Consider the following 13658-nt stretch of genomic DNA (forward strand, 5'->3'; position numbering starts at 1 on the left):
GGAGAATGTATGGGACAACCAAAAACAGGATTGAAGAAAATGGCTATTGTACTTTGTGCATCTATGCTATTAAGTACGGTGCTCGCTGCATGTAGCGGGGAACAACAATCGAATACGGGAGAAGCGGCAGGCGGCACAGATCAATTGACGATCATGCTCCCTAATTTTGAAGCAGAGAATCCACCGGAGAATAGTCCGGTTATACAGAAGCTAGAGGAGCTGACCAAGGTCGATGTTAACCTTCAATGGGTGCCCAGCAGTTCGTATGAAGACAAATTCAATATCACCTTAGCTTCAGGCAAGTTGCCGGATATTATGGTGGTGCTAGGTAAGTCGCCGAGTTTCATCAACGCAGCTCGAACAGGAGCATTCTGGGAGCTTGGCCCTTACCTGAAGGATTATCCAAACCTCAGCCAAATGAATGAGATCATTACGAACAACGCTTCGATTGATGGCAAAACATACGGCATATACCGGGCTCGCGCTCTAGGTCGCAACGGGGTAACCATTCGTAAGGACTGGCTGGAGAATCTGGGGCTCCAAGAACCAAAAACAATTGATGAATTCTACAATGTATTGAAAGCGTTCACGAATGATGATCCAGACGGCAATGGCAAACAGGACACCTACGGGCTGGTGGCAAGTAAATTCACAGGTCCATGGGATAACATGCAGGTATGGTTTGGCGCACCAAACAAATGGGGCGAGGACAGCAGTGGGGCTTTAGTTCCAGCACATGATACACCGGAGTATATGGAGGCATTGCAATTCTTTCGCAAAATTTACAGTGAAGGTCTGGTGAACAAGGACTTTGCAGTTATGGATGCAACGAAACTTCCAGACCCATTTGTAAATGGGCAGGCTGGCGTTATGGTGGATGTGGCAGATAATGCACAACGTATGGATCAGAAGATCTTGGAGAAAGATCCAGCAGCTACAGGACGTGTGGATGTATTACAAGCGATGGAGGGGCCAAAAGGTCTGCGTGATATGCCAACGTCTGGTTACTCTGGGATGATTGTTATTTCCAAGAGCGGTGTGAAAACGGAGGAAGATCTGAAGAAGGTACTGACATTCTTGGATCAATTGAATGAACCAGAGCTTCAAGCATTACTCGGCAACGGGTTAGAAGGTCAGCAGTATGAGAAAAAAGGCGATTACATCATACCTACTACAGATAAACTGGCACTGCGGGATGTACAGGGATTGAATCAGATTCTGATGTTTATTCCTGAGGACAAAACGTTGCGTATAGAACAAACTCCTGTTCGACAAAAGGTTGTTGAGGTTCAGAAGGCCAATGAAGAGATTATCATCGCGAACCCAGGTGAACCACTGATCTCGGATGTATACGCGCAGAAGGGGCCACAGCTTGATAACATCATCAATGATGCTCGGATTAAGTTCATTGTAGGACAGATCGATGAGAAAGGCTTCCAAGATGCGGTTGCTTTGTGGAGAAAGAGCGGTGGTGACGACTATGTCAAAGAAATAAATGAGCTATACGCTGCGCTCAAATAGTCTTTATACTAAGCCCGGTTGCCGTTAGTGTCGTAGTGCAGGCGGCCGGGCTATTCAATATTCATCCAATTTAACAATTTTTTTGTGAATTATGTCTTCCCAGCATTCGATTTTGTTGTATAATCAAAGCGAAACAAACCCATTTGAACTAAAATGAACGATAATGGAAGATGAACAACCACTCTTATGTATTTGGGAGGAAGGCGACATGTGGAACGGGGATGCTTTTGAAAATCCCGAGGCGCAGTACCGGGTTCATCCCTTTTGGTTTTGGAATGGGGATATGGAAGAAAGCCAGATCAAGCGTCAGATCGCAGAAATGCATAAGCAGGGCGTGGGTGGATTCTTTATATGTCCGCGTCAGGGACTGCAGATTCCTTATTTATCTGAAGCATGGTTCGATAAGGTAAAAGTAGCTACCCAAGCTGCGGATGAACTTGGCATGCAAGTCTGGTTGTATGACGAATATCCATATCCGAGTGGTATGGCTGGGGGCGAGGTAACACTTGAATTCCCGGAAGCGAAGCAGCGTCAGCTTATCCATCGTCATCTGAATGTACAAGGTGACACATTACTCGATCATGAGCTACCCTGGGGACGTGTGTTACATGCCATAGCTGTTCCTAAGGATGCACAAGGTAAACGCTCATGGGATAAATCCATTAATCTACGAGGATTCATTGGTAATGTGCAGACAGATCAGGTGTACCAGGAGACGGGCCTCACCTCGTATAACCGCAAGCGATTTTTTACATACCATACAGCTTTTCGCTTGTTGTGGAAGGCTCCGGCTGGAGAATGGGAAGTTATTGTATTTCAAGAAGAAGAGATCGATGATTTTAAATATTACGGGAACTTTGTGGATCCTTGCCATCAGGAGGCAATGAGTCGTTTCATCGAACTCACCCATGATCGCTATCAGTCAGCGTTTGGAGAACAATTTGAAAGCGTAATCAAAGGTGTGTTTTCGGATGAAATTGCACCTCTCGGGAAGATTCCATGGTCACCACAATTGCCTCGTTACTTCGGTGAATGTTGTGGTTATAGCCTCATTGAGGCTCTACCTGCGCTGTTGTATGGGGATGTTCCGGATTTTGAGCGAATCCGCTATGACTATTATCAATCTCTGCACCTTTTGCTCCGTACTTCTTATCATAAGCAAGTTCACGACTGGTGCGAACAGGCTGGAATTCAATATGCGGCAGAGGTTCCTGGTGTGCGTATGACGACACAGCTATATAGCCACATGCCAGGTGGAGACTCCGCCCACGAGAAGATCGGACGTTCGTTGCCCTGGATTCTTGAACGCTACGGAAAAAGAATGCGCGACAATCCCAAAATGGTCAGCTCACTAGCTAGACAACTGGGACGGGAGCGAAATCTGATTGAATGTTTCCACAGTGTAGGCTGGTCAATGACCTTGCAGGATGCCAAATGGATGATTGATCGAATGGCGGCCATGGGCACGAATTTTTTCAACTTTCATGCTTTTTTCTATACGATTGGTGGGCTGGCGAAGCATGATGCTCCCCCTTCACAGTTTCTGCAAAATCCGTACTGGGAACACTTTCGGGAACTCGGTGACTACACCGGAAGATTAGGTTACCTGATGAGCACAGGGGCAGCCGATATCCGTATCGCCGTGCTCGATCCAACGACTACACTCTGGAGTTTAATGGGGAATCCGCTGCATGGCTTTGAATATAGCGGAGAAGACGAAGCAGAAAAGGCAAGACTGGAACGGCTCACCAATGACTGGATGAGGATTACTACGCACTTACTACAGAGCAGACGGGATTATGATCATCTTGATCCGGAACTTCTGGCGGAAGCCCAGCTGGTTGATAGCAGGATAGAAATAGGTGCAGCTCGTTATGAAGTATTGATTCTCCCACCTATGCTTAATTTGGAAGCAGCGGCGTGGAAACAGCTGAAGCAATGGGTTTTACAGGGCGGGATCGTTATATCTGTTGGGTTGCCTCCATATATACCCATTCAGCAAGGAAGCCCTACAGGGGATGAAGCGGCGAAGTTTTTCGGAGCTGGCGAAAACCCAGAGGTACAGTATTGGGGTAATGGAGAACTAGAACAGGGAGAAGGTAGATCCCTATGGCGGCGTGGAGAAGGAAAGGCTTATTTTCTCCCTATGGCAGGTATTGATTCAATACATCAGACTGTACTTGAGTCGATGTCCTTGCTTCTGGATGAGGTACTGCCCGAACCCGTGCGTTGGGTGATGGAGAAGGAAAGTTCTTCACTACTTATGCAGACCAGACAACTGTCTAAAGGCGAATATATGGTCTTTTTAACTAATCAGGAAGATCAATGCTTAGAAGGTGAATTGAAGGTCGCAGTTGATGCATTATGGACAGTTGCTGAACGCGCACCTAATCAAAGCTTGCGGGTAGAGCGACTAGATTTGGAGCAAGGACAACGGTATGCACTCCCCATCCATCATCGTGGAGACGAAGGGTATATTTCGCTACAATTCGCAGCTTACGATGCACATGCTATACGACTAACATGGGATGATGAGCACGGTTCAGCAGAAGAACAGTTCACAGAGAATGCGGAGAAGAAGGAATCCGCTCTTGGTGTAAGTACTTTGGTTGGAAGCATTGAAAAAGTTCATTCAATAACCATCCCTTCGGAGGGGCCTTGGCGACTTGAAACGCTTCAGCCTAATGTGCTGCGTATGGGACATTTCCACCTTACGGCGAAAAATTACAACGGTGTAATTTTTGAGGATAGCCATTCTGAGGTCAAGCCGTTCATTGATCAGGCAGCAGATTGTTCAGCACATAACTTGCTTCCGCTCCAGTTTAACCAAGTATTCGGCACACCAAAGAAGCCATCCATTGCGTATCCACTGGAGTGCCATTACGCAACTTCGTTTGAACTAAGAACAGCCTTATCTGAGTGTCTGTTATTCATGGATCGAAGGGCCATTTCGGGTGACTGGACGTTAATCATTAATGATCATTCTATCCGACCGGATGCGTTCGAATCAGTCGAGATTACGGATTTTGACAATATCGGTTATGACATTACACCATGGTTGCACAGTGGTCTTAACGAACTGAAGGTTACCGTTCAGATTACGAAGGATGAAGACGGAATCGTTGATCCTTTGTACTTACAAGGACGATTTGGAGTGGAGTTTCATCATGAGGGTATGGCTTCCTTAGTTAGGGAACCAGACACGGCCGTGCAGATTCAACCGGAGCCTCAAGCGTTATATCCACATTTTGCTGGAGAGATGATCTACAAGCGAACCCTTTGGCTGGATCAACCGAGCACGAATAATCCGTTCTTCGAACTAAAATTCAGCGATTGGCGAGTTCAGGATGTTACCGAAGTTCTGGTCAATGGATATAGCCTCGGTGTGCGCTGTTGGTCTCCTTATCGCTGGAGAGGCCAATCTTCATGGCTTCGCACCGGAGATAATGAGATTGAAGTACGCGTGACCAATACATTAGTCGGTTTGCTTGAAGGTACGTATTTTGATTCTTCTAGTCATCAGCTTCGGGAAGCAGGTTGGAGACAGGTTGATGGATAGATTGTCCGAGCATGCTTTCATGGTAGCGCTTTAAATTTGCGTCAGGATAAATTAAATAAATGGAGTAATCACTACTTTGGAGCCAAAAGGAAGGGAGTAATCTAATGGCTACATCTCAATCCAGTCTAGAAAAGTTTGAACCGATCTGGGTCGCAGATCAGGGGGATGGGACCTATCGTAATCCCATTCTGCACGCGGATTATTCGGATCCGGATGTCATTCGTGTAGGCGATGACTTTTACATGACTGCTTCTAGCTTCTCGCATACACCTGGATTACCGATTTTGCATTCAAAAGATTTGGTGAATTGGAAGCTCGTGAATTATGCCATTGAACGGTTGGATCTTCCGGGGTATGACGTCCCTCTACACGGTAAAGGTGTGTGGGCACCAAGCATTCGCTACCATGACAACAAGTATTGGATCTTTTTCAGTACGCCAGACGAAGGCATCTTCATGACAACGGCGACACATCCTGAGGGAACCTGGTCACCTCTTCATCTGGTACATGAGGTTAAGGGGTGGATTGACCCTTGCCCATTATGGGACGATGACGGGCACGCATATCTGGTGCATGCGTTTGCCAACAGCCGCTGTGGCATCAAAAGCAAACTTCAGGTGTGCCGCATGGCATCGGATGGAAGCCGGCTTTTGGATGAAGGAATGATCGTATTTGACGGTACAGAGCACCATCCAACGATCGAAGGTCCCAAGTTTTACAAGCGGGATGGAGATTATTATATCTTTGCTCCCGCGGGTGGTGTGAAACCGGGATGGCAGACTGTGTTACGGTCGAAGCAGGTATTTGGCCCATATGAAGATCGAATTGTCATGCACCAGGGATCTTCCTCCATTAATGGCCCGCATCAGGGTGGATATGTAGAGCTGGATTCCGGGGAGTCCTGGTTTATCCATTTTCAAGATCGTGATGCCTATGGAAGGATTGTCCATCTACAGCCCATGCAATGGGATGAACAGGGCTGGCCTGTCATTGGCTTGGATCAGGAAGGCCATGGAACCGGTGAACCTGTAATCGTGCATAAGAAGCCCGACGTAGGAAGCACACACCCTGTAATTGTGCCCGAAGTCTCCGATGATTTTACAGCGGATCGTCTAGGACTTCAATGGCAATGGCAGGCTAACCCACAGCCTGAATGGGCTGATTTGAGTCCAGAACAAGGACTCATTCTGCACACGCTTCCATATCCTGAGGGTGTCCAATCGCTATTTGGTGTTCCACAGCTATTGATGCAAAAGTTGCCGGCGTCAGCCTTTGAAGCTACGACTCAATTGACTTTTCATCCGAAGCAGGCTGGAGATCAAGCAGGACTTGTTTTGTTTGGTGATGCTTATGCCTATCTTTGTCTCACACAGACTGAGGAAGGGAATATTCGTTTATCCCTGAATCGTGGGGAGAAACAAAGAAATAGTGATCTGCATGCAGACGAATGGCAGGAAGAAGGGTTGGACTGGAAGGGAGAAGGTTCAACGGCTTCCGGTTCGACTATTCATTTACGTCTTACCCTTATCGAACCTGCTCATGTACAGTTTAGCTGGAGTGAGGATGGCGTGAGTTATACACCGATAGGCACAACATTTGCTGCAACTACGGCACTATGGGTCGGGGCGAAGATGGGACTGTTTGCGATTAATACGAAGTCTGAACCTAGTGCAGGCCGAGGGGAATATCGCTATTTTGCCGTGAAGGAAATTCAGGAATAACCGTTATCGCACATGGTACTGTTGATCAGCATAAGGCGCGAATACGGATTAAATATAGTCGCATTCATACCAATCCAACTTAATGAGGAGAGATACACAATGAGCAAAAAAACATATGTACTCGTAGGAACAGGTGGCAGAGCAGGGTTTTTCTATACCGCGTTAGCGAAGGAATATAAGGATCGTTCAGAGCTTCTCGCCTTGTGTGATACGAACCAGACCCGGATGGATTATGCCAACCAAGTTCTGACACAAGATTGTGGATACCATAAGCTGCCTACCTATACCGCAGATCGTTTTGAAGAAATGATCGCAGAGCATAAGCCGGATACGGTGATTGTGACCACAGTGGATCGCACACACCATCATTATATTATTAGAGCTATGGAGCTTGGCTGTGATGTAATCACGGAGAAGCCGATGACGGTGGATGAGCAGAAATGTCAGGAGATTTTGGATGCGGTACAACGTACAGGACGCGATGTGCGTGTAACGTTCAACTATCGTTATGCACCACATCATACGAAAGCACGCGAGCTAATTATGGACGGAGTCATTGGCGATATCCATTCCGTGCATTTCGAGTGGCTGCTGAATACACGTCATGGTGCAGATTATTTCCGCAGATGGCATCGGGATAAGCGCAACAGTGGTGGCCTGCTTGTCCACAAATCAACACACCATTTCGACTTGGTTAATTTCTGGATCGGCTCACAGCCGGAAAGTGTATTTGCATACGGAGATTTGTTGTTCTACGGCAAAGAGAACGCTGAGCGCCGCGGAGAGCAGCATAGCTATGCGAGAGCGACAGGCAACCCGCAGGCAGAGAACGATCCGTTCGCACTACATTTGGATCAGAGTGAGCAACTGAAGGCGATGTATCTGGATGCAGAGCATGAGGATGGTTATCAGCGGGATCAGAATGTGTTTGGCGATGGAATCAGCATTGAAGATACACTCGGTGTTCTTGTTCGCTATAAGAACAAAGCGGTTCTGACATATTCCCTGAATGCTTATATGCCTTGGGAAGGATATCGCATCGCTTTTAACGGCAGCAAAGGACGTATCGAGATGAATATTGTAGAGCAATCGTATGTCAATGCGGGTGGTGACCGTGCCAATGAAGGAGCGCTCAAAGGTCGCAGTATCACCGTATTCCCAATGTTTGATGCACCTTACGAGGTAGAGGTAGAAGAGGGAGAAGGCGGTCATGGTGGTGGTGATCCGGTGTTGCTGAACGATATCTTTGGTGATCCGGTACCAGACAAATTCAACCGTGCTGCTGACCATGTGGACGGAGCGCGCTCTATTCTTACGGGTATTGCAGCCAATAAGGCGATCCGCACAGGGCAGCCTGTACGCATTGATGATTTGGTGAAATTTTAAGCGGGATAACAGTGATCGGAAGGTTATTCTGTCATCGAAGTGGCAAGTGTAAACCTTCTTTAGTTGAACCCTATCTAGATCATTCTAGATCACAGTTGTAACGCTAATTCGGAGGGAGACAGGAACAAAGATGGGACATCGTATCCAGTTTGACCGGTATCCAGGTGGAGTAATGAAAGCGTTGACGTTTAGTTACGATGATGGTGTAGTGCATGATCGCAGACTGGTGGATATATTCAATCGTTATGGGTTGCGTGGAACATTTAATCTCAATTCCGGCGTACTCGGTAAAGCGGGAAGAATCGATGAAGGTGAGGTTGCAGAGCTGTACGCGGGTCATGAGGTGGCTGTACATACTGTCACTCATCCCACGTTGCCGTATGTGCCGGATGAACTGCTCACCGAAGAAATTATGGAAGATCGAAAAGCACTGGAGCGGCTTGTTGATTATCCGGTTAGAGGCATGGCCTATCCCAACGGTGGCTATGATCGTTCACTTAGCACCAAATTAGAATGGCTAGGCCTAGATTATGCACGAACCGTAGAATCCCATGGGCAATTCACATTGCCTGAACGGCCACTTGAATGGCATCCGACATGCCACCATAATCATGATTTGGACTCACTTACTGAACGATTTATTCAGCATACCAAGACAGGTACACCACTACTCTTCTACGTATGGGGTCACAGCTACGAATTCAATGATAACGATAATTGGGACATCATCGAACGGTTTGGAGAACAGATCGGTGGCAGAGACGATATTTGGTATGCGACTAATATAGAGATTATTGCCTACTGGAAAGCAGTGAAGCGGCTGGAATGCTCAGCAGATCGTTCGATGATCCATAATCCGTCTTCAACTTCAGTCTGGTTAACGGCAGATCAACAAGTGGTGGAAGTGAAAGGCGGAGAGACGCTACGGTTAAAAGAGCTGATCCAACTTGGGGAAAGGAGCTGACAATCATCCGTTATTTTCATGAGAACGAGGCGATTGCAGGCAAGGTTCATGATTCAATACCCGACGTATTGACGACAGTGGCTCAGCGTTATATGGGGGATCATCCCAAGCATTCCTTTTTATTCAGAGCTCACCACCGGGGTGGTTTCCGTAGGCTTGCAGACTACCGTTACGATCTGAACCTGGATCGGAAATGGAGCGATGCACGTGGAGGACAATATGTATATGTGTGGGGCAAGTTATGGAGCCAGCAGGACACCACATTAAATACAGGTCTGAACTGTTATAGTCCAGTGACCGTCTACGTGAATGGAGAAGAAATTTTCAAATCCGAATTGCTTCAGGAGCTGTATCCAGAGCGTAGAACTCAGTTTCCGATCCATGTAAAATACGGCTGGAATGATGTGCTGTTGTGTTTTGTAAAGACCGAAGTAGGCTTTGGTGGCATATATGGAACCGCATCGTTCAAAAATTTCCCTCTTCATTTTCTGACACCTGGCATTGACCGTCAGGGTCAGGAAGGATGGTTGTATTCGGAACCTGTGGATGAGCCGCTTACATCACTTCCACATGATGGTATGACCGAAGCGGAGACAGGACTGACATGGTTTCCACGAAGGGAATGGACGGAGCAAGAGCTGCATGCTGGAAACTTTGGCCGGATATTTGGTACAGCAGAACCAGCAGTTGCATATGCATGGACAAAACTAGATGTTACGGTGCCGGGAAATACCCCGGTAATCATACGAGGTAAACACACAGGTGGACTCACCTTATTTGTGAACGATCAGGAAGTATATTCTGGAAAGACAAGTGGTGAATTCAGGGTTGAACTTCCACGTAAGTATGGGGCTGTTCATTTAGTTGCCAAAGGCGAATGCTTGGTAGGTGAGGATAGCTGGGGCTTCACAATAGGTGGTTCAATCTCTGAAGCTGCATCCTCGAAGGGGTGGAGGTTAACGTCTCCACGTCCCGTTGCGGGATGCACGGATGTTTGGTTATACATGGGCAGCTTTACCCACGGATCTGCCCCCACTGCGGATGAGATCGTTGTAACCGATAAGGTGTTTGATAATGGGGGTACCGGAGTTTACTGGCAAGTAGATCTGCCCGAGACCAGCGTTCGTCCTTATTTGGAGAATACACATTATGGCAAGTGGAATTACCCACTGGGAGTAACCCTGCTTGGCTTGCTTCAGACAGGTCAAGAGCTGAACCGCAACGATTATGTGCAGTATGTGCGAGAGCATATTGAACTGAGCACTTCTTTTGACCGTTATGGATTATGGGATCGAGACCATTATGGTGCAGCCGGTATTAACAATCAGCTGTCCGCCATTGACAGTCTTGATGATTGTGGCTCCTTCGGTTCTACGTTACTGGCGACCATGGCAAGTGGTGAGATCCGCGGCGGACTCGATACAGCACACCGGATTGCTCGTTATATTACGGATGAACAGGAACGGCTGGAGGATGGTGCATTCTATCGAGTTCGGGGCAGCGGAGAGATGCGTCATGAAACGATGTGGTGTGATGACCTCTATATGAGTACCCCGTTCCTGATGCGTTATGGTCAGCTCACGGGAGAAACATCATATTGGGACGACGCCATTAATCAATTCTTGCTGTTTCGCAAATATCTATATATTCCACAGCAACAGATCATGTCTCATGTGTATGATTTTGTACGTGGACGGGCAACAGGTATTCCGTGGGGGCGAGGCAACGGCTGGGTGCTCTTCTCTCTAACCGAGTTGTTGACAATTCTGCCGAATGATCATGAGAAGCGACCGGAGTTGCTTCAGTTTTATCGTGATTTGTGTCAAGGTTTCCTGGCATTGCAGGGGGAGAATGGTCTCTGGTACCAAGTACTGAATCGGCCTGATTCGTATGAAGAGACATCCTGTACTTCGATGTTCATCTACGCTTACGCTCGTGGTATCCGAGAGGGTTGGCTAGAGGCGTTTGAACCCTATTTGGAGGCTGTTCGTAAAGGCTGGGAAGGGATTACACGTATTTCTATTGATTATCAAGGAAATGTGTATGGCGTATGTCGTGGATCAGGTTACTCCTTCACCGCTCTATATTATCGAGATGATCTGGGCTGGAATCTGAATGATACACATGGCATTGGTATCGTGCTGCTTGCAGGAATTGAGGCTCACAGGATGAACCAGCAACTGAGCCAAATTGGTTTTCCTACCTCACTTACGGCAGGTCAACGCTAAACATTCTACATGCTCCCTGTGATATGAAGCAGGATATCGTGTAATGGGAGTGCATGTAGACTATTTATGCTATGAAATGAGAAAAGCGGCTAGCTTAAGGGCTGGCCGCTTTTCTACGTGTAAACACAACGATGATCCTGATGAGGAACAAAAGGAATCTTATTTAAGTGCGTGTTCAAAAAGGTCGGTTTTCAGTACAGAGAAAATGGATGAAGATAGAAATGGAGTAGCGGAGCGTAGGCAAAACTACGTGAGCAACTACATTGTTTCCGAAGGAAACAAGCTTCGTAAGCATCCACTTATTTTGGCTGAATCCCATATTCGAAGCTGAGATGCCGCTCGCGCATCCTTCGTAATCAAAAGCGGACTTTTTGAACAACCTCTTCAAAATAATTCGAGTTGTTCTGGCCCTGGCTCCTCTTCTACAATCGTCTTATCGGGAAATGGCTTTATTGGAATATCCAGTAGATCCATCATCATACGTGCATTTGCTGCGGCGTCTCCACCAGAATTATTGTTGAAGATAACATATACATCCTTGCTCTGCTCCTGCAATTGCTCCAGATAACCTTTCCATTCCTGTAGCTCTTCCTCATTATAGCGATACAGATAACGGGTCTCGCGCCAATTAGGCGCACCATTTTGGTGCCATCCCGATACGTTTCGACCATGCATACGAACGAGTGTCATCTCTGGATCTGTAGCCTGAGGCACAATAGGGATTGAGCCTTGTCCTGCTTGAGGTTCATCGCATACACTGTGAATCCAGCCCTGTTCTTTCAGGAAGGATAACGTACGTTCACGCATGGCATCTTCATACCAACTGCGGTGACGGAACTCAATGGCACATGGAATACCTTCCATCCTTAGTCTAACTTCTCGTAGTTCATTTACATTCTCTCGATTGCAGTCAAACCAAGGTGGGAATTGGAACAGTGCTGCCTGCATTTTGCCAGCCTCCATCATCGGCTCCAATGACTCTCGAAAAGCTGTATACATCTCTGATGTACTATTGAAATAAGGCTTGCCCCGCAGGTGCCCTGTCATTCCCTGATAGGCCTTGACTATAAAAGCAAAGGAATCTGGCGTTTCTGCCGCCCAGCGCGCCATCCGATCTCTAGGTTGAACGGCGTAGAAGGTACTATCCACCTCAACGGTTGTGAAAAATTGCCCATATAAGGCAAGCTTGTCTTTGGCTTTTGTACGATGTGCATAGAGATCTTCCTGATCTCCCCATCCGGTGAGTCCAATTCGAATGATGATGATCACCTCCAGTGTAATGCAGGAATATCTGAATAATTACCCGGTTCGAACCGCTTCGACTATGTTTAACATTATATCGTGGGGTTTCAGAGCATTCAATGTGAATGAGGCATGGAAGCTTTGAGTTTAAACGACAAAGACGATACAATGACTAGAAGCTTATCATGAAAGTGAAAATGTACCAGCATATGACAGATAGAAAGGCTATTGACCATATGGAGGGCGAGAAGCAATGACGGAATGGTATGAGAAGAGTTTTGGTGAGGACTATCTACTGGTGTACAAACATCGCGATGTGCAAGGAGCCTATCAGGAAGTACATAAAATGATCAATTGGTTGCAGCTTGAGCCTAATTCGAGAGTGCTGGATCTGTGCTGCGGTATGGGGCGACATTCACTGGCACTTGCTGACGCCGGCTTTCAAGTGACAGGTATTGATCTATCTGATGTACTTTTGCGCGAAGCACGAGATATGGATACAGACAACCGTGTAGAGTGGGTTCATGCGGACATGCGAGAGCTACCATTAAAAGGTGGATTTGATGCTGTAGTTAACCTGTTTACATCCTTCGGTTATTTCAAAGAAGATGGAGAGCAGCTCAAGGTACTGCAGGTTATTCATCGCATGCTGAAGCCAGGGGGCAGTTTTATCATTGACTTTATGAACACAGCCTATGTGACTCGTCATCTGGTAGCCCAATCAACCCGTGAAGACGAAGGACAGTACATTGAAGAGTTTCGCAAGATAGAGGATGGATTTGTACAAAAGGAAATACGTATTACGGACACAACTATACCTGACCAGAAGGCGCGTGTATATCATGAGCGGGTCAAGTTGTATAGCCGTGAACAATTAAGCCATTTGTTACACGAGGCAGGTCTGATCGTCGATCAGGTTCATGGAGGATATGATGAAGAGAAATATGATGAACAGGAATCGTCACGTATGATCTTTGTGGGTCATCGTCCTGAAGAGTAAGGAATGGAGAGTTATCATTTATGAAGAGATCAGAAGC

At 46.9% G+C, this 13658-nt stretch carries 8 protein-coding genes; 7 read left to right on the forward strand and 1 reads right to left on the reverse strand.

What is annotated here, in order from left to right:
• Positions 1-9: 9 nt before the first annotated feature.
• From J2T19_RS17815 to J2T19_RS17840, 6 genes are all read left to right on the forward strand, one after another.
• Positions 10-1521, forward strand: coding sequence for an extracellular solute-binding protein (locus tag J2T19_RS17815; protein ID WP_307218039.1), 1512 nt, complete (start codon positions 10-12; stop codon positions 1519-1521).
• Between the two features lie 208 nt (positions 1522-1729).
• A complete protein-coding gene (locus J2T19_RS17820) occupies positions 1730-5080 on the forward strand; it encodes a glycosyl hydrolase (protein WP_307218040.1) in 3351 nt (1116 codons plus the stop codon).
• A 104-nt stretch (positions 5081-5184) separates the two neighbouring features.
• Positions 5185-6801 (forward strand): glycoside hydrolase family 43 protein, encoded by a 1617-nt coding sequence (locus J2T19_RS17825; RefSeq protein ID WP_307218041.1) that lies wholly within the window; start codon positions 5185-5187, stop codon positions 6799-6801.
• Between the two features lie 99 nt (positions 6802-6900).
• Positions 6901-8187 carry a Gfo/Idh/MocA family protein gene (locus tag J2T19_RS17830; protein ID WP_307218042.1) on the forward strand — a complete coding sequence of 429 codons (1287 nt, stop codon included), beginning with the start codon at positions 6901-6903 and terminating at the stop codon, positions 8185-8187.
• Positions 8188-8317: 130 nt separating this feature from the next.
• Positions 8318-9151, forward strand: coding sequence for a polysaccharide deacetylase family protein (locus J2T19_RS17835; protein ID WP_307218043.1), 834 nt, complete (start codon positions 8318-8320; stop codon positions 9149-9151).
• Between the two features lie 77 nt (positions 9152-9228).
• A complete protein-coding gene (locus tag J2T19_RS17840) occupies positions 9229-11379 on the forward strand; it encodes a glycoside hydrolase family 88/105 protein (RefSeq protein WP_307218087.1) in 2151 nt (716 codons plus the stop codon).
• A 384-nt stretch (positions 11380-11763) separates the two neighbouring features.
• Here the strand turns inward: J2T19_RS17840 and J2T19_RS17845 are convergent, their stop codons facing one another.
• On the reverse strand, positions 11764-12639 hold the full coding sequence (locus J2T19_RS17845) for a DUF72 domain-containing protein (protein WP_307218090.1): 876 nt from the start codon (positions 12637-12639) through the stop codon (positions 11764-11766).
• A gap of 235 nt (positions 12640-12874) precedes the next feature.
• Between J2T19_RS17845 and J2T19_RS17850 the strand changes: the two genes are divergently transcribed.
• Complete coding sequence (locus tag J2T19_RS17850) at positions 12875-13621, forward strand: class I SAM-dependent methyltransferase (RefSeq protein ID WP_307218044.1); 747 nt, start codon at positions 12875-12877, stop codon at positions 13619-13621.
• The last annotated feature ends 37 nt before the right edge of the window (positions 13622-13658 follow it).

Origin of the sequence: Paenibacillus tundrae, assembly GCF_030812775.1 — a bacterium.
Taxonomy (GTDB): Bacteria; Bacillota; Bacilli; order Paenibacillales; family Paenibacillaceae; genus Paenibacillus; species Paenibacillus tundrae_A.

Bases quoted from the DNA above. Each gene is read 5' to 3' on its own strand.
- J2T19_RS17815 (WP_307218039.1), top strand. From the start codon at position 10: ATGGGACAACCAAAAACAGGATTGAAGAAAATGGCTATTGTACTTTGT.
- J2T19_RS17820 (WP_307218040.1), top strand. From the start codon at position 1,730: ATGTGGAACGGGGATGCTTTTGAAAATCCCGAGGCGCAGTACCGGGTT.
- J2T19_RS17825 (WP_307218041.1), top strand. From the start codon at position 5,185: ATGGCTACATCTCAATCCAGTCTAGAAAAGTTTGAACCGATCTGGGTC.
- J2T19_RS17830 (WP_307218042.1), top strand. From the start codon at position 6,901: ATGAGCAAAAAAACATATGTACTCGTAGGAACAGGTGGCAGAGCAGGG.
- J2T19_RS17835 (WP_307218043.1), top strand. From the start codon at position 8,318: ATGGGACATCGTATCCAGTTTGACCGGTATCCAGGTGGAGTAATGAAA.
- J2T19_RS17850 (WP_307218044.1), top strand. From the start codon at position 12,875: ATGACGGAATGGTATGAGAAGAGTTTTGGTGAGGACTATCTACTGGTG.